We start from the raw sequence: 23,365 nt of genomic DNA, 5'->3' as shown, positions 1-23,365 counted from the left end.
ACCCCCACCCCGCCCCTATATTGGTGGGACAGGAGTCTGATGTGGCAACCGTAACTATACGAGACGACGCTATCTGGATTGGCCACATTGAAGGCGGAGCAAACCTTCAAGAACGGCTGCGCGAGCTACGGGCGGGAGACGTCGTTGCTCTCGAAGTGGATGGCGTGGTGGGCACCTGGGAGCGGATGCGGGACGGGCGCGATGGACGACCGACACTTGGTATTAAGCCCATATCTAGCACCAAGGCTGTTTGGGCAGAAATGCGACAGAAGACTGGGCAGTCTGTTCCAATCCGTGAGGTAAAAACCACGGATAGCTACCTTTCATCAGTCATTGGCACCTTGAGCGAGTGGAATACCTCGGAAGACGATGTGGCCTATGCCGATCTGTGAATTCGGCGATACCGTAGTAGTCCCCTTTCCATTCACGGATATTCCGGTCTCAAAGCGTCGACCCTCTGTCGTGCTGTCATCTGCCAGCTTCAACCGTGACAGTGGCCAGTCCATACTGGCCATGATAACCACGGCAGCAAACTCCAGATGGGATGAAGACATTATGCTGTCGGATCTCGACATTGCCGGGATACCCCATCCATCGGTAGTCCGCTTCAAACTTTTCACGCTGCCGAACGAACTGCTGCTTCGTCAACTCGGGTATCTTTGCACGGCTGACCAAGCAAAGCTGCGAGCTGGCATTTCAAGAATATTGGGTTGACCCACACAGGCAATTCAGTCGCCCCGGAGGCGAGCATGGCCGATACCAATACCAAAAACCGTACCGACACCGAACTGAAGACGGCGAGGCCGCCGCTTTACAAGGTGATGCTGCTCAACGACGACTACACACCGCGCGAATTCGTCGTGCGGCTGCTCAAGTCCGAGTTTCGCGTGCCCGAAGCGCAGGCCGGGGCGATCATGCTGACGGCCCACACCAAGGGCGCCTGCCTCGTGGCGGTGTTCACCAGGGAAATCGCCGAGGAAAAAGCCACGCGGGCCACCGACTTTGCCCGCGAGCACGGCTTTCCCCTACTGTTCACCACCGAGCCTGAAGAGTGATCTAGCTAAACCGCAGCTTGCTCTTCTCGCGCTTCTTTTCGGCTTCTTGGTCGCGGTCCTTGGGCGGCGCATTGGTCGCGAGCGACTTCAACAGCCTACCCACCACCTTTTCGATATCCTCCACCGCCTCGTGAAACGCCGCTTCATTGGCGTGTGACGGGGCATTGTAGCCGGAAATCTTGCGCACGAACTGCAGCGCCGCATCGTGCATTTCATTGCCCGTGGCCGGCGGCTCGAAATTGAACAGCGGCTTGATATTGCGGCACATGGTGGACCTCCCGGCGTTTGACAGGAAGGCTACACCGGGCCGAGGTTCCCGGCCAAGCCTATGGTCGGCTGCAGCTTGAGGCACGCACCACGCAACCGGTGTCATACCTGCGGCAGGAAGCGATGGCGGTGGTCTTGGCGGTGTTGAGAGAGTTGGACTTGCCGGTGCCGTAGCCACCATTCGTGCCGCGCGCCACGGCAGCGCAGGTATTGACGAAATACACGGCGATCATGCAGTCGTCGGCATATTCGCCGCAATAGCTCAGTGCCCAGTCGCGGGCATTTTCATAGCTTACGCGCTTGCTGGAGGTGCCCGCGGCGCCATTGCTCTGCGACAGCGCCAGTGCGCCATAATAATTGTAGTTCGCCGCCTGTGTTGGCGATAGGCACAGCATCAGAACGGCAAAAGCGGCTAGCAGTTGGCGCATCGGAAATCCCCCAAGACGCCTAGTCTTATCGGTCAGCCCAACCCATAGCCAGCAGACTTACCGGCAGCGTTCCGAGATGGCTAACGCAGGACAGGACAGTGGGAAAATTCTTGCCTGTCTTGCCCATTGGCGCAGGAGCGCCGACAGTGGTCCTAGAAACTTGATTGGTGCTGGAATGGCTTACGGCGTGCATGAATATGTCGATGACCCGCGCAATGCGGACGTCCTGATCGCGGTCAACGACACCTTGGCCAAGCGCAAGGACGCCGTGATCTCGGTGTTTGATTCCGGCTTCGTGTTGGGCGATGGGGTCTGGGAAGGCCTGCGCCTGCACAAGGGCGGCATTCCCTTCCTCTGGGCACACCTTGAGCGGCTCTACGAGGGCGCCAAGGCGCTGGATTTCTCGGTCGGACTAACGCCAGATCAACTGGTCAAGCGCATCTTTGATTGCCTCGCCGCCAACAATATGAACGACGGCGTCCATCTCCGCCTGATGGTAACGCGCGGCATCAAGGCGACGCCTTATCAGGACCCGCGGGTGACCATCGGCGCCGCCACCATCGTCATCATCCCCGAATACAAGGCGGCCTCGCCCAAGCCGGACGGCATCACGCTGTTTACCTCGACCATCCGCCGCACCGCGCCAGATATGCAGGATCAGAAGCTCAATTCCCATTCCAAGCTGAATTGCATCCAGGCTTGTATCCAGGCGGCCAAGGCCGGTGCCGACGAGGCGCTGATGCTCGATCCGCAGGGCTTCGTCGCCACCTGTAATTCGACGCATTTTTTCATCGTCCGCCGCGGCGAGCTGTGGACCTCGACCGGCGATTATTGCCTGGGCGGCATCACCCGCGGCAACATCATCCGCGTCGCCGAGGCCGCCGGCATCACGGTGCGGCAGAAGAATTTTTCGCTGACCGACGTCTATGGCGCCGACGAGGCCTTCGTCACCGGCACCTTCGCCGGGCTGACGGCGGTGCGCGAAGTCGACGGCCGGGTGATGGGCCATCCGCTGACCGGCCCCGGTCCCATTCCCGGCGAGATGACGCTGCGCCTGCAGACGCTTTATCGCGCGTTGATCGAGCAGGAGATCTACCGGCCATGAGCATCCGCCGCATCGCCATGTGGTCCGGCCCGCGCAACCTGTCGACGGCGATGATGCGAAGCTTTTCCTCGCGCCCCGACACCGCTGTCAGCGACGAGCCGTTTTATGCGGCGTACCTCGCCCGCAGCGGCGTGGTTCATCCGATGCAAGACGAAGTGCTGGCCAGCCAGACGCAGGACCCCCATCAGGTGGCAGCCGACCTGCTCGGTCCGGTGCCGGGCAACAAGTCGATCTGGTACCAGAAGCACATGGCCCATCACATGATCGAGGGCGTTCCGCTCGACTGGATGGACAACGTCACCAATGTGTTCCTGCTGCGCAGCCCCGAGCGCGTGCTCGCCTCCTATGCGCAAAAGCGCGAGCACGTCACCCTGCGCGACATCGGATTTGCCGAGCAGGCCATGCTGTTCGACCGCGTTGCCGACCGACTGGGGCATGCGCCAACGGTTGTGGATTCCGAAGACGTCCGCCGCGATCCCCGGGGCACCCTTGGCGCGCTGTGTAAAGCTGTTCAGATTCCGTTCATCGAGGCGATGTTGAGCTGGCCAAAAGGCCAGCATCCCGACGACGGCGTCTGGGCACCGCACTGGTACGGCGCCATCTTCAACAGCACCAGCTTCGCCCCGCCCGACGACAACCCCACCACCCTGCCAGACCACCTGCGCGGAATTGCCGACCAGGCGAGACCGTTCTACGAACGCATGGCGGCGCATAGGCAATAGGCATCCAACGCGACGTGAGGCAGGCATCGCCGACAATATCTCGAACTCTGTCGCTGCGATTAGCCGGAGTCGACGTCGCAGTGCCCTTGACGATTTCGGTCCCGTTAAGCGGAGATGGATTTTGGGAGTGCCAATTTCAGATCGGCTGGCCGGAAGGCATAAAGTCGGCGCGAGCGCGGGGGTTTGACGGCGTACAGGCGACCTACGGTGCGATGCGGATGATTGCGGTTTATCTGTACGCCAGCCCGCACCACAAGGCGGGCAATCTGAGCTGGGGCAGGCCCGGGATGGTTATGGCTTTACCATGCCGAAGGTTGGGTATGGCGATCTCATTGGAGAAGACCGGATCGCTCAGGTGCCAGACCGATAGTTACAATTTTATGCGCTTCTTAACTATAACCTCACGCCATTCCAGCCATGCTGCAACCTTGGCGGACCGGCACTCCTTATATCGGTGTGCACGATGCGGAGCAAGGTGATGGACGGTATCAGGCGGGTCATGGTGGTCGAAGACGAGGTGATGCTGCTGCTCGACCTTGTGGAAAACCTCGCCGACTTTGGCATCGAATCCCTGCCGCTCATGATGGCTGATGGCGCTGCCCGCACGCTCTGCAAATCCGACATCGACGCGCTGATTACCGATATCGAACTGCCAGGCAATAATTCCGGGCTGGATCTGGCGTGGCGTTGCGCGCAGCTCAAGCCCAGCATGCCCATCGTCGTGGTATCGGGCGGCGTGCGTCCGACCCGCTCGCAATTGCCACCCAATGCTATCTTCGTGCCCAAGCCTTACGACATCCAGCAGATCCTCGACGGACTCGACCGCCGCATGCAGCGCGCCGCCTGACCCTTTCGCGCGCAGGCGAAAAGCTTTAACGCTGCGCCATGACCGAACCAGCAGCCTTTGAAATCTACCTCGTCGCCACGCCGGGCCTCGAAACCCCATTGTGCGAAGAGGCCCAGCAGGCAGGCTTTGCCGAGGCCAAGGTCGTGGACGGTGGCGTGTCCTTCCCCGGCACCTGGCCGGATGTGTGGCGCGCCAATCTTGAACTGCGCGGCGCCACCCGCGTGCTGGCCCGCGTTGCCAGCTTCCGCGCCATGCACCTGGCCCAGCTCGACAAGCGCGCTCGCAAGGTCGAGTGGAACACGCTGCTGCGCAAGGATGTGCCGGTGACAGTCGAGGCCAGCTGCAAGCGCTCGCGCATCTATCATGCCGGGGCCGCCAGCCAGCGCGTCGCCTTGGCCATTGCCGAAGAGTTCGGCGCGCCCATCGCGGACGACGCCGCTGTCCGCGTCATGGTTCGCATCGAGGACGATCTTGTCACCATCAGCCTCGATACGACGGGAGAGTCGCTGCACAAGCGGGGCTTTAAGGAAGGCGTCGCCAAGGCGCCGATGCGCGAGACCATGGCCGCCATGTTCCTGCGCCAGTGCGGCTATGACGGCAAACAAACTGTGCTCGACCCGATGTGCGGCTCCGGCACGTTTGTCATCGAAGCCGCAGAGATAGCGCTCGGCCTGAAACCGGGCCGCGAGCGCAGTTTTGCCTTTGAGCAACTGCCCGGTTTCGACCGGAAAGCCTGGGATACGCTGCGCATATCGACGACCGCGAACACGCCCGCAATCCGCTTTTTTGGCTCCGACCGCGATCCCGGTGCCATTCGCATGGCAGGTGAAAACGCCGAGCGGGCGGGCATTTCCAACTTCGTCAGCTTCCAGCAGCAGACAGTTGAAAATCTCGAGCCACCCGAAGGCCCGCCCGGCATCATCATGGTTAATCCGCCCTATGGCACCCGCCTCGGCAACAAGGCGCCGCTGATGGGGCTGTATCGCTCGCTGGGCAATGTGATCCGCGCGAAATTTCCCGGCTGGCGCGTCGGCATCATCACCACCGACAAGGAACTGGCGCGCGCCACCGGGCTGGGTCTTGAGCTGGTCGAACCGACGGTCTTGCACGGCGGCCTGCGCGTCGGCCTGTGGCGGAGCAAGCAGCCTATCAAGAACTAAATATGGACTAGATCGAGCTGCGCCAGATCGCCTCCGTCGATAGCCTGACCGGCATTGCCAACCGCCGCGCCTTCAATGACGAAGCCCGGAAATTCGTCACCCTGGCCAAGCGCCATCGCAGTGCGTTGAGTTACATCTGCTTTGACATCGACCACTTCAAGGCGGTCAAACGCCTACGGTCATGCTGGCGCCCCGGTGCTGGCTGCCGTGGCCAAGGCCACGGCCGGGCAACTGCGGCAGAGCGACTTGATCGGGCGGCTCTGTGGCGAAGAATTTGCCGTGCTGCTGCCCCATACTGACGGGGGCGGTCGATCGAAGTAGCCGAAAAACTGCGCTTGTTGTTTCGAGGCCTTAGTTTTCCAGGGAGCCATCCTCCGATCTCGATCAGCGCCAGCTTCGGCATTGCGGTCCTCGACCCCAATTCTGACGACGTGGAAAGCGTGCTGCAAAAGGCCGACGAATCGGTCTACGAAGCCAAAAGCAGCGGCCGCAATCAGTGTACGACCTGGCGGCAGTCCGGCAACAAGCCTGAGGGCGAGCGCCGCCGCGTGCTGAAGGCCGGCAAGGTCGTCTTCAACAACCGCCATTCCACTGTGGACTGCACCCTACGGGCCCTCGGCGAAAGCAGCGCTGAAATCGCCCTGCCGGACGCGTTCAACGTGCCGGACTCATTCATCCTGTGGACTCTCTCGGACGGCATGGTGTGGCCCTGCAGCGTCACCGGCCGCACGGAACAGCGCGTCATCGTCGCGTTTGATTGAGCCGGCAAGGCGCGTCGGCAACGGCACGCGCGTTGACAAGCCTGAATGAGCGATGCGCAACCTGATGGTGCGCGTGGATTTTGCCAAGAAACTAAGCCGACAGCCGCATCGGCCCCGACACCGTGGCTGACACCGGCAGTTGGAGCGCCGCGACGAGACTACGATATTCCTGGCGCGCGTTGACATGCGACATCGAGGGAGCGCCGCCGAGCAGGTCGGCATTCAGCGGGTCGAACACCGTCATGCCGACAGGGAACAGCGAGCGGAAAATCACGCGCTCGGCGATACCGTCGGCGACGCGACAGCCAAGACGGGCTGCGACGCGCTCGATGGTGTTCTGCACCTGGCTGGCATTGCGCGAGCCGAGGTTTGAGATGCGGTTGCGCACCAGAACCCAGTCGATGCCCTTGCCCGTATTGGCAAGCCGCTCCGCCCGGGCCTTTTGCACATTGCGCGAATAGGGACTGGTCTCGATCGGCTCGCCGCTGACCGGATCGACGCGGGCCAGCACATCCAGATCGATCATGCTGTCATTGACCGGCGTAACCAGCGTATCGGCAAAGCCATGCGCCAGGCGGGCCAGATTGCCATCGAAGCCCGGCGTATCGATGACGATGAAATCGACCTCGCCGCGCAGGCCCTCGATGGCCTTGGTGAAAATGTCGAGCTCAGCGCGCTGGTTCTCGCGGATAGAATCGCCCCATGCCGTCGGCAGATGCACATGCCTCGGCATCGGCACCTGATGGCCGGTCGTCTCGACCGTATTACGCCGATTACGCACATAGCGCGTCAGCGTCTGCTGGCGGCTATCGACGTCAATGGTGGCGACGCGATGGCCCTGATGCAGCAGATAGACAGCCAGATGCAAAGCCGTCGTCGACTTGCCCGAGCCACCCTTTTCATTGCCCACGGCAATGATATGCGCACCGGTCTGCACCATGTTCGTCTCCACAAATCAGGCATCTCCGCCCCAGGTCCATCTCGCGACCACATGGTTAACAAACGGCTAATGAGGGGGTGTTCGACCCACGATGTGACTGGACGCGGCGGTGACCAGGCTAATCCACAAGTCTGGGTAGAATGTATTCCACCCTTCCCTTCTCCCGACTCTTCGGTTAGACAGCCCACTTGACCACCATGTCTGATCCTACCACCGCGCTGCAGCGCTCAGTTGCTGTGCGGTTTGCCGCGAGACAGGTGCTGTCCGGGCGATTCTTTCCTCTCGCCCGACCAACGTTTAGACAAGTTGAGCGAGCCCCATGCCAAAACGTACCGACATCAAATCGATCCTCATTATCGGTGCGGGTCCGATCATCATCGGGCAGGCATGCGAGTTCGATTACTCCGGCACCCAGGCCTGCAAGGCGCTCAAGGAAGAGGGCTACCGGATCATCCTGGTGAACTCCAATCCGGCGACGATCATGACCGATCCGGACCTGGCCGATGCCACCTACATGGAGCCGATCACCCCTGAAGTGGTCGCCAAGATCATCGAGAAGGAGCGCCCCGATGCGCTGCTGCCCACCATGGGCGGCCAGACGGCGCTGAACTGCGCGCTCAGCCTGCGCAAGATGGGCATTCTCGAAAAGTACAACGTGGAAATGATCGGCGCCACCGCCGAGGCCATCGACAAGGCCGAAGACCGCGAGCTGTTCCGCGACGCCATGAAGAAGATCGGGCTCGAAACACCCCGCTCCATGCTGGCGCATAACACCATCGAAGCGCTGCAGGCGCTCGAAGTCATCGGGCTGCCCTGCATCATCCGCCCCTCGTTCACGCTGGGCGGCACCGGCGGCGGCATTGCCTATAACCGCGAAGAATATCTCGACATCATCGAGACCGGCATCGACGCCTCTCCCACCGGCGAAGTGCTGGTCGAGGAGAGCGTGCTCGGCTGGAAAGAGTACGAAATGGAAGTTGTCCGCGACACCAAGGACAACTGCATCATCGTCTGCTCGATCGAGAACATCGACCCGATGGGCGTCCACACCGGCGACAGCATCACCGTCGCGCCGGCACTGACGCTGACCGACAAGGAATACCAGATCATGCGCGACGCCTCGCTGGCGGTGCTGCGCGAGATCGGCGTCGAGACCGGCGGCTCCAACGTGCAGTTCGGCATCAACCCGGCTGACGGCCGCATGGTGGTCATCGAGATGAACCCGCGCGTCTCGCGTTCGTCGGCGCTGGCATCCAAGGCGACCGGGTTCCCCATCGCCAAGGTCGCGGCGCGCCTCGCCGTCGGCTACACGCTGGACGAGCTCGACAACGACATCACCGGCGGCATGACCCCGGCGTCGTTCGAGCCCAGCATCGACTATGTCGTGGTGAAAATTCCACGTTTCGCCTTCGAGAAATTCCCCGGCGCCGACAATCGTCTGACCACCTCGATGAAGTCGGTTGGCGAGGCCATGGCTATCGGCCGTACCTTCCAGGAATCGCTGCAGAAGGCGCTGCGCTCGCTCGAAACCGGCCTTACCGGCCTCAACGAGATCGGCATTCCCGGCCTGGGAGAAGGCGAAGACAAGAACGCCATCCGCGCCGCGCTCGGTACCCCGACCCCGGATCGCCTGCTGCATGTGGCCGAAGCCATGCGCCTTGGCATGAGCCTCGAAGATATCCACGAGGCCTGCAAGATCGACCCATGGTTCCTCGAGCAGCTGCAGGGCATCGTCGACACCGAAGCCAAGGTCAAGCAGTTCGGCCTGCCCCAGGAAGCCGAAACCCTGCGCTCGCTCAAGGCGATGGGCTTTTCCGACAAGCGGCTGGCCCAGCTCGCCAACCTCAAGGCCAATGACGTGCGCAAGCTGCGCCATAGCCTCAACGTGCGTCCGGTCTACAAGCGCATCGACACCAGCGCCGCCGAATTCGCCTCACCCACGGCCTATATGTACTCGACCTACGAGACGCCGTTTGCCGGCAAGGTCGCCGACGAAGCTCGGCCCACCGACCGCAAGAAAGTGGTCATCCTCGGCGGCGGCCCCAACCGCATTGGCCAAGGCATCGAGTTCGATTATTGCTGCTGCCATGCCGCCTTCGCCCTGAGCGAGGCCGGTTATGAAACCATCATGATCAACTGCAATCCCGAGACGGTTTCGACCGATTACGACACCTCGGACCGGCTGTATTTCGAGCCGCTGACCGAAGAAGACGTCATCGAAATTCTCGAAACCGAGAAGCAGAACGGCACGCTGCATGGCGTGATCGTGCAACTCGGCGGCCAGACACCGCTGAACCTGGCCCAGGCCGTGCTCAAGGCCGGCGTGCCGATCCTCGGGACCCAGCCGGATTCCATCGACCTGGCCGAAGATCGCGACCAGTTCTCCAAGCTTCTCGACAGGCTCGAACTGACCCAGCCCAAGAACGGCATCGCCTATAGCCTCGAGCAGGCGCGCCTGGTCGCCGAACGCCTAGGCTATCCGCTTGTGATCCGCCCCTCCTATGTGCTGGGCGGCCGCGCCATGGCCATCGTTCACTCGGCCAACGAGTTCGAGCGCTATGTGCAGGACACCCTGACCGGCCTCGTGCCGCCCGACATCCTGCAGCGTTATCCCAATGACCGGACCGGCCAGATCAACTCGGTGTTGTCCGACAACCCGCTGCTGTTCGATGCCTACCTGTCCGGCGCTACCGAAATCGACGTCGACGCCCTGTGTGACGGCAAGGACGTGTTCGTCGCCGGCATCATGGAGCATATCGAAGAAGCCGGCATTCACTCCGGCGATAGCGCCTGCACCCTGCCGCCGCGCACCCTGTCGCCCGAGATCATCGCCGAACTGAAGCGCCAAACCACGGAGCTCGCCTTCGCACTCAAGGTCGGCGGCCTGATGAACGTGCAGTATGCACTCAAGGACGGCGTCATCTACCTGATCGAGGTCAATCCGCGCGCCAGCCGCACCGTGCCCTTCGTCGCCAAGGTGATCGGCCAGCCGATCGCCAAGATCGCCTCGCGCATCATGGCCGGCGAAAGCCTTGCCAGCTTCAACCTCGTCGAGCGCAAGTACAAGCACATCGCCGTCAAGGAAGCCGTGTTCCCGTTCAACCGCTTCCCGGGCGTCGATACGGTGCTGGGGCCGGAAATGAAATCGACGGGCGAGGTCATTGGCCTCGACGTGGATTTCGCCATGGCCTTCGCCAAGTCGCAAATGGGTGCCGGCCAGAAGGTCCCGACCTCGGGCCGGGCCTTCATCTCCGTTCGCGATCAGGACAAGCAGTATATCGCCGACATGGCGCGCCATCTCGTCGAAGCCGGTTTTGAAATCCTCGCCACCGGCGGCACGCAGAAGTATCTGGTCGAGAACGGCATTGCCGCGACCAAGATCAACAAGGTGCTCGAAGGCCGGCCGCACATCGTGGATTCGATGAAGAATGGCGGCGTGCAACTTGTGATCAACACCACCGACGGCATGAAGTCGATCAGCGATAGTCGCGACATCCGCCGCACTGCCCTGTTCGCCAAGATCCCCTATTACACCACCATCGACGGCGCCCTTGCCGCAGTGGAAGGCATCGTCGCCCTCAAGAAGGGCAGCCTCACGGTCCGCTCTCTCCAGAGCTACTTCGCCGAATAAATGCAGACCTGAAATCGAAGAGGCCGCGGTGAATGTCGCGGCCTCTTTTTTTGTCTATTGTGATCGCTAGCCGCGGAAGAAGGCGGCGACCTCGGCCAATGCCCCGGTCACGGTGTCATCATCCACGTCGAGATGGGTGACCCAGCGCTGCTTGCCGTAGCCGATCATGCCAACGCCGCGCTTTTCGAGGAAGCTCGTGAAGCGCTGGCCCAGTTCCGCCTCGACATCGACGAAGACGATATTGGTATCGGGCATGGTGACCTTGAGCGCCGGATACGCCGCAAGTCCCTCGGCGAGCGTTTTGGCGCGGCGGTGGTCATCGGCGAGACGGTCCACATTGTGGTCCAGCGCGTATAGACCCGCGGCCGCCAGAATGCCTGATTGACGCATGCCGCCGCCCAGCATCTTGCGATGACGGCGGGCCTTGTCGATCAAGTCTTGCCGGCCGATCAACACCGAGCCGATGGGCGCGCCAAGACCTTTGGACAGGCAGATCGAAACGCTGTCGAATGGCGCGGTGAAGCTCTTGATATCGAGCCCTAGTGCCACGCAGGCATTGAACGCCCGCGCCCCATCGAGATGAAAGCCCAGCTCATGCCGCTTGGCAATGTCGGCAACCTGCGCCATGTAGCTGACTGGCAATACCTTGCCGCCAAAGGTGTTTTCCAATGCGATCACGGTGGTACGCGCGTAGTGATTGTCGTCTGGCTTAATGGCCGCCTCGATCTCGGCGAGGTCCATGGTGCCATCGGCCTGATGCGCGATCGGCTGTGGCTGGATCGAGCCGAGCACTGCCGCGCCACCCGCCTCATGGCTGTAGAGATGCGCTTGCTGGCCGGCGATGAATTCGTCGCCACGGCCGCAATGGCTCATCAAAGCGAGCAGGTTCGACTGCGTACCCGACGGCACGAAGATCGCCGCGTCTTTGCCCAGCAGTGCCGCCATGCGCTGTTCCAGGCGATTGACCGTCGGGTCGTCGCCAAACACGTCATCGCCCACTTCGGCTTCGGCCATGGCTTGGCGCATGCCGGCGGATGGCCTGGTAACGGTGTCGGAGCGGAAATCGTAGCGGATGCTGTTCATGGGCGGACTCGCGAGGGTTTGGTGCACCCTTGTGACAAGACCGGCCGGCTTTGCCTAGTCAGGCCGCGACATCGCCGTCGGTGCGTTTGCCGCCGCCAACGCCAGCGCCGGCTTGCGCACCACAATCAGCATGCCAGTAATTGGCGCACCACGATCAAAACGCAGAACGGCGGTTTCAAACCGCAATATGTCCAGCCCGGCTAGAACCAGGGCATCGCGTGTCGGCTCCACGCCATGCGCATAGCGCAGAGACGGTCGCAGGAACAGCGCCTCCGGACCGTCATGCGCTTCCAGCGAAAAAGCCGCGAGGCCACCCGGCTGCAAGGCGGGCACCAGCGCCGCCAGCACCGGCTGGATGGCGCCGCAATAGATGAACACGTCGGCAGCCGTCACCAGATCGGCGTCGGCGCGGCGTGCTGTCAGCGCCGCGACCAGTTCGGCCTTCTGCAGCACGTCATAAATGCCCTTGCGGGCCGTTTCGGCGATCATCGCGGCTGAGACGTCGATGCCTTCGAGGTGCTCGGTCTTGCCACGCAGCCGTTCGCCCATCAGCCCCGTACCGCAGCCAAGGTCGAGCGCGCGGGCAAAACCGGCAATACCCAGGCGCGCCATTTCCTGGCTCACCATCTCGTCCAGCATCTCGGGCACGCGGTAGCCGAGCCTGTCGACCAGGGCGTGTTCGAACTGCGGGGCATATTGGTCGAACAAGGCCTCGACATAGCTGACTGCGGTTCCATTGGCCGCTACGCCCGCCCCATGGGCCGCAAGTTTCAACCCGGCGCCGAACACGCCCTCATCGTCAAGCGCCTCGAGATGCCGCCACGCCGAAATCGCTGCCGAAACATCGCCAGCCTTTTCAGCATAGGCCCCCATCAGGTCCCAGCCCGCAGCCCAATCCGGTGTAATTTCGAGAGCTTGGCTCATCAAGTCGGCAGCAGCCGTATGATCACCGCCCTCCGCCAGCATTTTAGCATAGCCGGCGCGACGGTCAGCGATCACATCGCCGGAAGAATGAAACGCCTTGGTCAAGACGAGGGGATTTCCTGGGGTCACCGGACCACTCGTCTGGCAGCCGGGATGTGCGCTCGTTCCGGGATAAAAGCAAGCACTGCGCCTCGATGGCAGGTATCAGCCCGGCCAGCATGGTTTGGCCCAAATACTTGACGATGTTAGTGTTTTTCTTGGCAGAACGCAGGTTCGAGCCAAGCGCTTTGTCGTTTCCAAACAGATATTGAACCAAGGATTTTTTCAAGCTACGTTTGCCGGATCGAATATTGCGGCCGACCGATCTCATCCTGCGAATTCCATTCGCGCCTGCTGACGTCACTTTCCGATATTTCGATATCACTAGGTCTTGGCCAATAGCGGCCGGGACTGCCTACAGCAGCGACTGCACGAGGGAACGCGCATCATGGCAACTGGCACCGTAAAATGGTTCAACGGCCAAAAGGGGTATGGCTTCATTCAGCCCGACGAAGGCGGGGCGGACGTGTTCGTCCATATCTCCGCTGTTCAGCATTCGGGCCTGAGTGGGCTCGATGAGGGCCAGAAGATCAACTACGAGATCGTCAAGGACAAGCGGACCGGGAAGTCCGCCGCCGACAACCTGACAGCTGCCTGAGCAGCTCGTAAATCGACGGAGGGCGCGTCTACTTGGAGTGACGCGCCCTTTGTAATTATTGGGAACTACCGGCGTCCAAGCTCTTCGCTGCGCACCCTCGCAGCATCGACTGTCCGGCCGACCAGTTCGGTGAGCCCATTCTCGCCCATCAGCACCGCAAGACCAGCAGCCGTCGTGCCATTAGGCGAGGTTACGTTCTGGCGCAGCACTGCGGGCGCAGAGGTATCGGCCTCCATCAAGGCTGCAGAGCCGATGACAGTCTGGCGCGCTAACTGCTCGGCGATCGCGTCGGGCAGCCCCTGCGCCTTGGCCGCAGCTGCAAGGGCTTCGACCAGATGGAACACATAGGCAGGGCCAGAGCCGGAAACCGCGGTAACTGCATCGAGCTGGTTCTCAGCATCGAGCCAGACCACGGCGCCGGCGGCAAGCAGCAAAGCTTCGGCAACGGCACGACCTTGGGCCGTCACATCGGGACCAGCCACGAGACCGGTAATACCCTTGCCGATCTGGGCGGGCGTGTTGGGCATGGTACGCACAATGCGGCCCATGCCGAGACCGCGCGACAGCCGCGCAATATCGATGCCGGCGGCAATGGAAATAGCCAGCGTATGCGCGCCGGTCACCGGCTGCAGCGATGCCAGCACGCTATCTATGATCTGCGGCTTGACCGCCAGCACCAGCACATTGGGTAGCAGGCCAACCGCTTCAGTGCTGATGGTCAGCTCATAGTCTTGCGCAAGTTCCTTCGCCGCGTCCCCCGGATTAGGATCGACCAGCACGAGGTTGCCGGACGGTAGGCCGGCATCAAGCCAGCCCTTGGCCAGCGCTAGGCCCATCTTGCCGGCACCGATCAGCATGACCGGGCCGATATCGCGCAGCGCGACACTCATGCCTCGCCAACCGTCTCGAACATGACATGGCTCAGCGCGTCGGCGGCCGATTTGCCGGCCCACACGACGAATTGGAACGCCTGGTAATAAAGGTCGCAGCTATCGGTGGCCGAGCGCAGTAGCGCTTCACATTGCTGCGGCGACACTTCAGCGCCACCGGTCAGCAGGTGCGAATTGCGGAACAGCACCACGCCTTCCTTGTTCCAGATATCGAAATGACCGATCCACAGCTGTTCATTGATCAATGAAATCAACTGCTTGATCTCGTTGCGCCGGCCTTCCGGAACCTTGAGGTCGAACGCGCTGGCAATGTGCAAGCTTTCCAGGTCTTCCATCCAGTTGAACGAGACATGGTAATCGCTCCAGCCGCCGCGGACCGAAATCGAGATTTCATCGGTGTCCTGGCGCTCGAAGGTCCAGTCATTTATCGAGGCAATGTGCTCGATGATGTCCACCGGGTGGACATGGCGATCGGGCTCGACTTGCAAAAGAGACATAGACGGTTCCGTCCGTTAACCGGCTGATTTTGGGTACTCAGGGAACTGGCCGCACGCACAAGGGCTTACGAATCGTCCTGTTGATTTGAACCTACACCGCCCCACTGATTCAGGGGACGCGACACAGGCCGAGGACGGCATTCTCTTGTGGATGAAGGTTGAAGCGCTTCGCGTTAACAGACTGTTAACACGAAGCCAGTGTTGAGCGCATATGCGTCTCAAAGCAGATCATAAAACGCGATCGGTCAAGGCTTTCCGTGCCAACCCAGCCATTGGTCAACGACGCGGCCCATTGTGGAAAACCATTTGCTGCCGCCAGCCGGGCAGCCGCTTCATTGTCATAGGGCAATGCGAGATGGGTCGTAGCCAACCCGCGGGACGCCGCTCCATGATGGCGTGGCGCGCGTTCCACGTCGCCCATCCGATCGACCGAGCCTCCGTCGTTGTCACCGAGGCAGAAATATCATCCTCGCCTTGCGCTCGATATCGTCCAGCACGACATCGAGTGCGAAAGAATTGCCATGCACGTCGGAGTTGACGGCGAAGCGCAAGCTCAGTTTGCCTTGGCGACCTTGAGGGCGGCAAGTTCCTTGCGCAGCGCGTCGATCTCTTCGCCCTGCACCTGCACCAGCTCGCGCAACGCGTCGAAGTCTTCGCGCTTGACCAGGTCCATATCGACCACGATGCGCTGCGCCTGCGATTTGACCACGGTCTCGACTTCGCGGCGCACGCCGTCGGCCACGCCGGCGGCTTCATTCATCAAACGGCCCAGATCATCGAAGATCCTGTTATTCTGGCTCATGACATACCCACTTGGTTTGGCCTCGTGAGACATTACTTAGGTCAAGCCACCCGACTTGACCAGAGAGGCCGAAGCGGCAATGGTCCGGCCGATTGCCGCAGGAGCCGTCTTTGCCCTTCCCCAATATCGACCCCATCGCCTTCGCCATCGGCCCCTTCGCGGTGCGCTGGTATGCACTGGGCTACTTGTTTGGCACCGGGCTTGGCGCGGTCTACGCCTATTTTATGCTGTCCAACCAGCGGTTGTGGCACAAGGGCGAACCGCCCTTCCCCGCCAAGGACATTTGGGACTTTGCATTCTGGACCATGCTGGCCATCGTTCTGGGTGGTCGCATCGGATACGTGCTGTTCTACAACCTGCCCTATTACCTGGCCAATCCGACCGAGATCATCAACACGCTCGACGGCGGCATGAGCTATCACGGCGGCATGCTGGGCCTGATGTTGGCCGTGGTGCTGTTCACTTGGCGTAAGGGCCATGGCAATTGGCTGAGCGGTCTGGACCTGATCGCCTCGGTGGCAACCATCGGCATTTTCCTGGTCCGCATCGCCAATTTCATCAATGCCGAACTCTATGGCGCGCCGACCAGCCTGCCCTGGGGCGTGATCTTCCCGACCGATCCAGAGCAACTGCCGCGCCATCCCAGCCAGCTCTATGAAGCGGCACTGGAGGGACTGCTACTGTTCCTGGTCATCCGCATTTTCACCCATGTGTTCTATGCGTTGCGCCGCCCCGGCATGGTCGCGGGTATTTTCGGCATCGGCTATGGCCTCTCCCGGATTACCGTAGAATTCGTGCGCCTGCCCGACAGCCAGATCGGCTATCTTTATGGCGGCTGGCTGACCATGGGCATGGTGCTGTCGATCCCGCTGGTCGGCGCGGGGCTGGCGCTGGTGCTCTGGGCGGCGACGCGCAAGCAAAGTGCATTGCGGACGCCTGCATGACCGAACCCGCCCCCACGCTGCCCGAACTGATCGACATGCAGATCCGCACCAGCGGGCCGATGTCGATTGCCTCCTACATGGGGCTTTGCCTGACCCATCCGTCCAAGGGCTATTACAAGGTTGCCGATCCGCTCGGCGCCGCTGGCGACTTTGTCACCGCGCCCGAGATCAGCCAGATGTTCGGCGAGCTGATCGGCTTTTTCGTGGTCACGCTCTGGCAGCAGATGGGCAGCCCCAAGGACTTCACCCTGCTCGAGCTTGGCCCCGGCCGCGGCACGCTGTTGGCTGACCTGTTGCGCGTGGCCTGCCGTGCTGACGGCTTTCGCGATGGCCTCGACCTGCGCCTGTTCGAAACCAGTCCTTCCCTGATTGCCGAACAGAATGCCCGGCTCGAAGCCTATGAGCCGAAATGGATCGACGCCTTCGAGAAGGTCGGCCGGGGCCCACTGATCGTCATCTCCAATGAATTCTTCGACGCACTGCCGATCCGCCAGTTGGTGCGCACCGACGACGGCTGGCACGAGCGCATGGTCGGCACGAACAACGGCAACCGGGTGTTCGGCCTTAACCCTACACCCATCCCGGCGACCGCCATGCCGGAGGCCATCGCCAATGCCGCGCCAAACAGCGTGTTTGAAGTGGGCCTCGCCAGCGGCGAAGTCATGAAGCGCCTTGCCAGCACAGTCTCAACTCAGGGCGGCGCCATCCTCGCCATCGACTACGGCTATGCCCGCACCCAGACCGGCGAAACGCTACAGGGCGTGCGAAAGCACAAGTTTGCCGACGTGCTCGAAGCGCCCGGAGAAACCGACATCTCGGCGCATGTGGATTTTGAGGCATTGGGCAATCTGGCCACCAGTGCCGGCCTCGCCGTTCAGCCGCTAGCCACGCAGGGCGAATTCCTGCGGCGCATGGGCATGGACCAGCGCGCCAAGGCGCTGAGCGCCGCCAATCCCGGCTCGGCCGCCGATGTCACCGCCGCAAAAAACCGGCTGCTGGATGCCGACCAGATGGGCGAGCTGTTCAAGGTGTTCTGCGCCTCCAGTCCCGGCCTCGATCCACCGGGATTTGCCTGATGAGCGTGCCCTTCCTGCAGTCGGACCTGTTCAACGACACCGGCGTCGTCCGGCACGGCTTTTTCGGCCGTCAGGGCGGCGTGTCGAGCGACGATTTCGCCAGCCTCAACGTCTCATACGCTGCGGGCGATGATCCCGACAACGTGGCAGCAAATCGCGGCCTAGTGGCCGATGCCATGGCAGGCGGGCCACTGGTCATCCTGAAGCAAGTTCATTCCAACCGCGTGGTGACGGTGGAAGCCAGCGCCCTGCCCGACGCCGCCATCGAGGCGGATGCGCTGGTGACGCGCCGCGCCGACGTGCTGCTCGGCGTGCTCACCGCCGATTGTGCGCCCCTGCTGTTTCTCGATCATCATGCCGGCGTTATCGGCGCCGCCCATGCCGGCTGGAAAGGCGCCCTGACCGGTATTCTCGAGAACACCATTGCCGCCATGGAAGCGCTTGGCGCCCAGCGCCGCCGCATCCTGTTCGACATTGGCCCCACCATCAGTGGCGACAACTATGAAGTCGGCCCCGATTTCATGCGCGACGCACTGGAGATCAATCCGGCGGCCGAATCGACCTTTTTCCGTCCCGAAGGTGGCCGTGAGCACTTCGACTTGCCGCGTTTTTTGTGGAACGACGCCCTTCGGGCCGGCCTGTCGGATGTGGGCTCGCGCAATGCCTGCACCTATGCCGATCCCGATCGTTTTTTCTCGCATCGCCATGCCACCCATCGGGGTAGCAGGACCGGCCGGCAGGTCGCGGTCATCGGGTTGGTATAAAACTTTTACCCTTCATCCAATTGTCGCGTTGCGCCGCTTGGGACGAGTCGATAAAGCTGCCCGCGAAACTGATAGGCCTTTTCCCTTGGAGGCCGGTTGAGACAGGATCGCGCCCATGAAGCTGGTGACCGGCAATTCGAACCGGGCCCTCGCCCAAGCTGTGGCCGCCTACCTCGAACTGCCCCTAAGCGACGCCACGGTCAAGCGCTTCGCGGACAAGGAAGTCTTCGTCGAACTCCATGAGAATGTGCGCGGCGAGGATGTCTTCATCCTGCAGTCGACCAGCTTTCCCGCCAATGACAACCTGATGGAACTGCTGATTCTGACCGACGCGCTGCGCCGCTCTTCAGCCCGCCGCATTACCGCAGTGGTCCCCTACTTCGGCTATGCACGGCAAGATCGACGCGCCACCGGCCGCACGCCCATTTCTGCCAAGCTTGTTGCCAACCTGATCGCGGAAGCAGGCGTCAACCGCGTCATTACCCTTGATCTGCATGCCGCCCAGATCCAGGGCTTTTTCGATATCCCGACCGACAACCTCTACGCCGCGCCGATCATCACGCGCGACATCCTCGACAACTACAAGCTCGACAACACCATGATCGTCTCGCCCGATGTCGGTGGCGTGGCCCGCGCCCGCGCCGTGGCGCAGCGGCTAGGCACCGACCTGGCCATCGTTGACAAGCGCCGCCCCAAGGCCGGCGTTTCCGAAGTCATGAACATCATCGGCGACGTCTCAGGCCAGGCCTGCATCCTGATCGACGATATCGTCGACTCGGGGGGTACGCTGGTCAACGCGGCCGAGGCCCTGCTCAAGGCCGGCGCCAAGGAAGTCTCCGCCTATATTACCCATGGCGTGTTGTCCGAAGGCGCCGCCGAGCGCATCGCCGCCAGCAAGCTCAAGGAACTGGTGGTGACCGATTCCATCGAGGAAACCTTGGCGACCAAGGGCGCAGCCAATATTCGGCGCATCAACATCGCCCCCCTGATCGGCGAAGCCATCGCCCGCACCGCCAGCGAACAGAGCGTCTCAAGCTTATTCGACTAACTCTCCATCGCAGCAATTCTGCCTTTGATCGCCTCGAACATGTAGAAATCGCAACCGCTCGCGCGACATTGCCTTGAAGGGCTATGCTGCCCGCGAGGAGTGCTGCGATGAAATACCTGCTGATGCTGTATGCAGAAGAAAAAGTCGGAATGGCTCTGCCCCCTGACCAGATGGCCGGTTTCATGGCCCAGTTGGCGGCCTACCAGGACACGCTGAAGAAGGCCGGGGCATTCGTTACGACTGCGGCCCTGCAGCCCACCCACAGCGCCAAGACCATCTCCAAGGCTGACGGCGAACTCAAGGTGCATGACGGCCCCTACGCCGAGACCCGCGAGCAGTTCGGCGGCTATTTCATCATCGAAGCGGCGGACATGAACGCGGCAATCGACCTTGCCGCGCAATGTCCCGCCGCGACCTGGGGCAACATAGAAATACGGCCCTATAATCCAGGATACGCGCCCGGCTGAAGATTTTTTTGCAAAAGAGTCGAAAGCATCGTTCGCTTGGCGACATTGTTGCATCGGGGCGCTGGCTCCGACGCAACGACAAGGAGTCCAGGCAATGAAATTCATGCTACTGATCCATAGCACCGAACCGGCCGTGATCGATAATACCCGGGTAGATGGGGGCGTTATGAGCCCCGAATATGCCGCCTATAACGACGCGCTGATCAAGGCCGGTGCCATGCTGGCCGGCGAGCGGTTGCAGCCCACGACCACCGCCGCAAGTGTCCGCGTGCGCGATGGCAAGACCGAAGTGCTGGACGGCCCCTATGCCGAAACCAAGGAGCAGTTCGGCGGCTATTACCTGATCGACGTGGCCGATATCGACACCGCCGTGCAATGGGCGGCGCGCTGTCCTAGCGCCCAGTTTGGCACCGTCGAAGTCCGGCCCATCTGGAACACGCGGGGAGCGTAATGACGGACGAGGCGCGCCAGACAGCCGAGCGCGTCGCCCGCGATAGCTATGGCCGCCTCGTCGCCTTTCTGGCTGCACGCACCCGCGACGTTGCGGGTGCCGAAGATGCGCTGGCGGAAGCCTTTGCCAGCGCACTCAAATCCTGGCCGGTCGATGGCGTTCCAACCAATCCCGATGCCTGGCTGTTGACCGTGGCGCGCCGCCGCCAGACCGATGCCATCCGACGACGGCAGACCCGAACCATCGGGGAGGTTCATATCCAGCTCATGACCGAGGAACTCGAACAGGCCGCCGCCAATCCCGATGCCATTCCAGACCGGCGCCTGGCGCTGATGTTTGCCTGCGCTCACCCCGAAATCGAGCGCGGCATGCGGGCGCCGCTGATCCTGCAGACTATCCTCGGCATGACGGCCGTGGACATAGCTGCCGCCTTCCTCATTCCGCCCGCCACCATGGGACAGCGGCTGGTGCGGGCCAAGGCGCGCATCAAGGACACTGGCATTGCGTTCGCTATCCCCGAGCCCGAGGAACTACCCTCGCGGCTCGATGCGGTGCTCGAGGCGATCTATGCCGCCTATGCCAAGGGTTGGACCGAGATCGGCGACAGCAGTGCCGACCGATTGGCCGACGAGGCGATCTGGCTCGGCCGGCTGGTGGTGTCGCTGTTGCCGGAGGAGCCAGAGGCCAAGGGCATGCTGGCGCTGATGCTGTACACCGAGGCACGGCGTGCCGCGCGACGAGGCGAGGACGGCGCCTATGTGCCGTTCGACCAGCAGGACATAGCGATATGGGACGAGCGGCAGATTGTAACCGCCGAGGCGCTGCTGCGTCAGGCCAACAAGGCTGGGCCGACGGGCCGTTACCAGATCGAAGCCGCCATCCAGTCGGCCCATGTCGCAAGGCGAGTCAGCGGCCGCGCAAACTGGGAGGCGGTCGTTGGATTATACGATGTGCTGTTGTCGCTGACCCAGTCGCCGGTCGTGGTACTCAATCGGGCCGTCGCATTAGCCGAAACCCAGGGGATCGAAGCGGCATTGGCCAGCCTCGTCGTCATCGCTGACGACAAGCGCATGGCGGACTATCAACCCTACTGGGCAGCGCGCGCAAACCTCGCCGCGCGGGCCGGACGGCGGGATGAGGCTTATGAAGCGATGACCCTGGCAATCGGCCTAGCCACCGATGATGCCGTCAGGCAATATCTGATCGGACAACGCAAGCTGTTGCAGGACGGCTGAGGCCTTCCCGCTTGCCCCACATCCCCCTTTGGGCTATAGCCCGCGCCATGAAGCGCTCGTCACCCCTGGAGGACGGGCGCGTATGCTGTTGTAGTGACGCATACACCAACCAGAATGGATATTTCCATGGCTGTTACGAACAAGGTGCTCAGTGCACAGGCGCGTGAAGGAGTGGGCAAGGGGGCCGCTCGTGAGCTGCGCCGTCAGGGACTCGTTCCTGCTGTTATCTATGGTGACAAGAAAGAACCCGTCACCATCTCCCTCGCCTACAAGGATATCTACAAGGCGATCTACGCCGGCGGTTTCCTGTCCCACACCATCGACCTCGACGTCGGCGGCACCATCCACAAGGTGATCCCGCGCGACTACCAGCTCGATCCAGTGAAGGATTTCCCGCTGCACGTCGATTTCCTGCGCATTGGCAAGGGCTCCAAGATCAACGTCCAGGTGCATGTCAACTTCATCAATGAAGAAGCCAGCCCGGGCCTGAAGCGCGGTGGTACGCTCAATATCGTGCACCACACGCTCGATCTGACCGTTTCTGCGGACAACATCCCCGAAGAAGTGACCGTCGATCTGACCGGTCTCGACATCGGCGACACCGTCCACATTTCTTCGATCAAGCTGCCGGCCGGCGTTGCCGATCACAGCCACGAAGAAGACGTGACCATCGCCACCATCGTTGCTCCGTCGGCTCTGAAGTCGGCTGGCGATACCGATGAAGAGGGCGAAGCCGCCCCAGCGGGCGAAGCCAAGGCCGAGTAATCTCGCCGCGTGGTTCTGCTACAGTTTGAGGCGACCTTCGGGTCGCCTCTTTCGTTTTTGGAGTTCGACTGATGAAGCTGCTTGTCGGCCTGGGCAATCCGGGTGGCCAATATGAAGGCAATCGCCACAATATCGGCTTCATGGCGCTCGACGCCATTGCCCGCGAGCATTCCATCACCCAGTTCCGCACCAAGCATTCGGGCGTTCTGGCCGAAGGCAGCATCGGCGGCGAAAAGGTCATCCTGCTCAAGCCGCAGACCTTCATGAACCGCTCGGGCGACAGCGTGCAGCAGACTGCCAAGTTCTACAAAATCGAGCCAGCCGACGTCATCGTGCTGTATGACGAGCTCGACCTGGTCGCAGGCAAGGTGCGAGTGAAAATCGGCGGCGGTAATGGCGGCCATAACGGGCTGCGTTCGATCGATCCGCAGATCGGCCTCGACTACAAACGTGTCCGCCTCGGCATCGGTCATCCCGGCAAGGAAAACGTCACCCACCATGTGCTGGGCGATTTTGCCAAGGCCGACCAGGCGTGGCTCGCGCCGCTGCTCGACGGTATCGGCAAGCACATCGGCCTGCTGCTTAAAGGCGACGACAGCGGCTTCATGAACAAACTGGCGCTGGCCACCAAGCCCGAAGAAGCCGACAAGCCCGCGCCCAAGCAACAGAGCCACATCCGGCAAGCAAGGCCGACCGAACCGCAGGCCGAAGTGCCCAAGAGCGGGCCAATGGCCGACATGCTCAAGAAGCTGTTGGGTAAAGAATAGGAAGAGCACCCCACCTAGCCATCACCCCACCCTCATTCC

28 protein-coding genes and 1 pseudogene are annotated in these 23,365 nt (G+C 61.8%); 21 read left to right on the top strand and 8 right to left on the bottom strand.

Going from position 1 to position 23,365, the window contains the following annotated elements:
* The 3 genes from WH91_RS05170 to clpS all read left to right on the top strand — a co-directional run.
* The coding region (locus tag WH91_RS05170) for a hypothetical protein (RefSeq protein WP_210165770.1) at nucleotides 1-392 on the top strand (392 nt) is incomplete at its 5' end.
* A complete protein-coding gene (locus tag WH91_RS26055; protein WP_428040621.1) occupies nucleotides 370-714 on the top strand; it encodes a type II toxin-antitoxin system PemK/MazF family toxin in 345 nt (114 codons plus the stop codon). The genes WH91_RS05170 and WH91_RS26055, both read left to right, overlap by 23 nt.
* A 35-nt stretch (nucleotides 715-749) precedes the next feature.
* A complete protein-coding gene (gene clpS, locus WH91_RS05160; RefSeq protein ID WP_046169947.1) occupies nucleotides 750-1,055 on the top strand; it encodes an ATP-dependent Clp protease adapter ClpS in 306 nt (101 codons plus the stop codon).
* Nucleotide 1,056: 1 nt separating this feature from the next.
* Here clpS and WH91_RS05155 read toward each other — a convergent pair whose 3' ends face one another.
* Together WH91_RS05155 and WH91_RS05150 are read right to left on the bottom strand one after the other, a co-directional pair.
* Entirely contained in the window at nucleotides 1,057-1,323 is a 267-nt protein-coding gene (locus WH91_RS05155; RefSeq protein ID WP_046169946.1) for a DUF2277 domain-containing protein, read from the bottom strand.
* Nucleotides 1,324-1,381: 58 nt separating this feature from the next.
* Complete coding sequence (locus WH91_RS05150) at nucleotides 1,382-1,750, bottom strand: DUF4189 domain-containing protein (RefSeq protein ID WP_046169945.1); 369 nt, start codon at nucleotides 1,748-1,750, stop codon at nucleotides 1,382-1,384.
* Nucleotides 1,751-1,925: 175 nt separating this feature from the next.
* On the opposite strand from WH91_RS05150, the gene WH91_RS05145 reads away from it, so the two are divergent.
* From WH91_RS05145 to WH91_RS25740, 7 genes and pseudogenes are all read left to right on the top strand, one after another.
* On the top strand, nucleotides 1,926-2,855 hold the full coding sequence (locus WH91_RS05145) for an aminotransferase class IV (RefSeq protein WP_046169944.1): 930 nt from the start codon (nucleotides 1,926-1,928) through the stop codon (nucleotides 2,853-2,855).
* Entirely contained in the window at nucleotides 2,852-3,577 is a 726-nt protein-coding gene (locus WH91_RS05140) for a sulfotransferase-like domain-containing protein (protein WP_046169943.1), read from the top strand. Before WH91_RS05145 ends, WH91_RS05140 begins: the two co-directional genes overlap by 4 nt.
* A 14-nt stretch (nucleotides 3,578-3,591) precedes the next feature.
* A complete protein-coding gene (locus WH91_RS26050; protein ID WP_425285349.1) occupies nucleotides 3,592-4,056 on the top strand; it encodes a DUF6968 family protein in 465 nt (154 codons plus the stop codon).
* Complete coding sequence (locus WH91_RS05135; RefSeq protein ID WP_052952600.1) at nucleotides 4,056-4,424, top strand: response regulator; 369 nt, start codon at nucleotides 4,056-4,058, stop codon at nucleotides 4,422-4,424. The genes WH91_RS26050 and WH91_RS05135 overlap by 1 nt, the downstream gene beginning before the upstream one ends.
* 38 nt (nucleotides 4,425-4,462) lie before the next feature.
* Complete coding sequence (locus WH91_RS05130; protein WP_046169941.1) at nucleotides 4,463-5,584, top strand: THUMP domain-containing class I SAM-dependent RNA methyltransferase; 1,122 nt, start codon at nucleotides 4,463-4,465, stop codon at nucleotides 5,582-5,584.
* 11 nt (nucleotides 5,585-5,595) lie between these two features.
* A pseudogene (locus WH91_RS26045) lies at nucleotides 5,596-5,905 on the top strand (GGDEF domain-containing protein).
* On the top strand, nucleotides 5,896-6,345 hold the full coding sequence (locus tag WH91_RS25740) for a diguanylate cyclase domain-containing protein (protein WP_082101997.1): 450 nt from the start codon (nucleotides 5,896-5,898) through the stop codon (nucleotides 6,343-6,345). Before WH91_RS26045 ends, WH91_RS25740 begins: the two are co-directional and overlap by 10 nt.
* A 91-nt stretch (nucleotides 6,346-6,436) precedes the next feature.
* Here WH91_RS25740 and WH91_RS05120 read toward each other — a convergent pair whose 3' ends face one another.
* The gene (locus WH91_RS05120; RefSeq protein ID WP_046169940.1) at nucleotides 6,437-7,285 is read right to left on the bottom strand and encodes a division plane positioning ATPase MipZ; all 849 of its coding nucleotides are present in this window, start codon (nucleotides 7,283-7,285) and stop codon (nucleotides 6,437-6,439) included.
* A 319-nt stretch (nucleotides 7,286-7,604) separates the two neighbouring features.
* Here WH91_RS05120 and carB point away from each other — a divergent pair, with 319 nt between their 5' ends.
* The gene (gene carB, locus WH91_RS05115; protein WP_046169939.1) at nucleotides 7,605-10,916 is read left to right on the top strand and encodes a carbamoyl-phosphate synthase large subunit; all 3,312 of its coding nucleotides are present in this window, start codon (nucleotides 7,605-7,607) and stop codon (nucleotides 10,914-10,916) included.
* Between the two features lie 66 nt (nucleotides 10,917-10,982).
* Here carB and ltaE read toward each other — a convergent pair whose 3' ends face one another.
* Both ltaE and WH91_RS05105 read right to left on the bottom strand, forming a co-directional pair.
* Nucleotides 10,983-11,999, bottom strand: a complete 1,017-nt coding sequence (gene ltaE, locus WH91_RS05110) for a low-specificity L-threonine aldolase (protein WP_046169938.1) — start codon at nucleotides 11,997-11,999, stop codon at nucleotides 10,983-10,985.
* 54 nt (nucleotides 12,000-12,053) lie between these two features.
* Nucleotides 12,054-13,028: a class I SAM-dependent methyltransferase gene (locus WH91_RS05105; protein ID WP_052952598.1), complete on the bottom strand. Its 975-nt coding sequence runs from the start codon at nucleotides 13,026-13,028 to the stop codon at nucleotides 12,054-12,056.
* A 382-nt stretch (nucleotides 13,029-13,410) separates the two neighbouring features.
* Between WH91_RS05105 and WH91_RS05100 the strand changes: the two genes are divergently transcribed.
* Nucleotides 13,411-13,620: a cold-shock protein gene (locus tag WH91_RS05100; protein WP_046169936.1), complete on the top strand. Its 210-nt coding sequence runs from the start codon at nucleotides 13,411-13,413 to the stop codon at nucleotides 13,618-13,620.
* A gap of 65 nt (nucleotides 13,621-13,685) precedes the next feature.
* On the opposite strand, the gene proC is transcribed toward WH91_RS05100, so the two are convergent.
* The 3 genes from proC to WH91_RS05080 all read right to left on the bottom strand — a co-directional run bounded on the left by proC (nucleotide 13,686) and on the right by WH91_RS05080 (nucleotide 15,809).
* On the bottom strand, nucleotides 13,686-14,510 hold the full coding sequence (proC, locus tag WH91_RS05095; protein ID WP_046169935.1) for a pyrroline-5-carboxylate reductase: 825 nt from the start codon (nucleotides 14,508-14,510) through the stop codon (nucleotides 13,686-13,688).
* Nucleotides 14,507-15,007 (bottom strand): type III secretion system chaperone family protein, encoded by a 501-nt coding sequence (locus WH91_RS05090; protein WP_046169934.1) that lies wholly within the window; start codon nucleotides 15,005-15,007, stop codon nucleotides 14,507-14,509. The genes proC and WH91_RS05090 overlap by 4 nt, the downstream gene beginning before the upstream one ends.
* Before the next feature lie 553 nt (nucleotides 15,008-15,560).
* Nucleotides 15,561-15,809, bottom strand: a complete 249-nt coding sequence (locus WH91_RS05080) for an accessory factor UbiK family protein (protein ID WP_046169932.1) — start codon at nucleotides 15,807-15,809, stop codon at nucleotides 15,561-15,563.
* A gap of 92 nt (nucleotides 15,810-15,901) precedes the next feature.
* Between WH91_RS05080 and lgt the strand changes: the two genes are divergently transcribed.
* The 9 genes from lgt to pth all read left to right on the top strand — a co-directional run bounded on the left by lgt (nucleotide 15,902) and on the right by pth (nucleotide 23,326).
* Nucleotides 15,902-16,753, top strand: a complete 852-nt coding sequence (gene lgt / locus WH91_RS05075) for a prolipoprotein diacylglyceryl transferase (RefSeq protein WP_046169931.1) — start codon at nucleotides 15,902-15,904, stop codon at nucleotides 16,751-16,753.
* Complete coding sequence (locus WH91_RS05070; protein ID WP_046169930.1) at nucleotides 16,750-17,829, top strand: class I SAM-dependent methyltransferase; 1,080 nt, start codon at nucleotides 16,750-16,752, stop codon at nucleotides 17,827-17,829. Before lgt ends, WH91_RS05070 begins: the two co-directional genes overlap by 4 nt.
* Nucleotides 17,829-18,593, top strand: coding sequence for a peptidoglycan editing factor PgeF (gene pgeF, locus WH91_RS05065; protein WP_046169929.1), 765 nt, complete (start codon nucleotides 17,829-17,831; stop codon nucleotides 18,591-18,593). The genes WH91_RS05070 and pgeF overlap by 1 nt, the downstream gene beginning before the upstream one ends.
* 115 nt (nucleotides 18,594-18,708) lie before the next feature.
* A complete protein-coding gene (locus WH91_RS05060) occupies nucleotides 18,709-19,641 on the top strand; it encodes a ribose-phosphate pyrophosphokinase (protein WP_046169928.1) in 933 nt (310 codons plus the stop codon).
* Between the two features lie 107 nt (nucleotides 19,642-19,748).
* A complete protein-coding gene (locus WH91_RS05055) occupies nucleotides 19,749-20,108 on the top strand; it encodes a YciI family protein (protein WP_046169927.1) in 360 nt (119 codons plus the stop codon).
* Nucleotides 20,109-20,202: 94 nt separating this feature from the next.
* A complete protein-coding gene (locus WH91_RS05050) occupies nucleotides 20,203-20,559 on the top strand; it encodes a YciI family protein (RefSeq protein WP_046169926.1) in 357 nt (118 codons plus the stop codon).
* The gene (locus WH91_RS05045; RefSeq protein WP_046169925.1) at nucleotides 20,559-21,794 is read left to right on the top strand and encodes an RNA polymerase sigma factor; all 1,236 of its coding nucleotides are present in this window, start codon (nucleotides 20,559-20,561) and stop codon (nucleotides 21,792-21,794) included. The genes WH91_RS05050 and WH91_RS05045 overlap by 1 nt, the downstream gene beginning before the upstream one ends.
* Nucleotides 21,795-21,920: 126 nt before the next feature.
* On the top strand, nucleotides 21,921-22,559 hold the full coding sequence (locus tag WH91_RS05040) for a 50S ribosomal protein L25/general stress protein Ctc (protein WP_046169950.1): 639 nt from the start codon (nucleotides 21,921-21,923) through the stop codon (nucleotides 22,557-22,559).
* 71 nt (nucleotides 22,560-22,630) lie between these two features.
* Entirely contained in the window at nucleotides 22,631-23,326 is a 696-nt protein-coding gene (pth, locus tag WH91_RS05035) for an aminoacyl-tRNA hydrolase (RefSeq protein ID WP_046169924.1), read from the top strand.
* The last annotated feature ends 39 nt before the right edge of the window (nucleotides 23,327-23,365 follow it).

The organism is Devosia psychrophila (assembly GCF_000971275.1).
Taxonomy (GTDB): Bacteria; Pseudomonadota; Alphaproteobacteria; order Rhizobiales; family Devosiaceae; genus Devosia; species Devosia psychrophila.
Note: the sequence above shows the minus strand (reverse complement) of the source record. Positions and strands in the feature narration are given on the sequence as shown.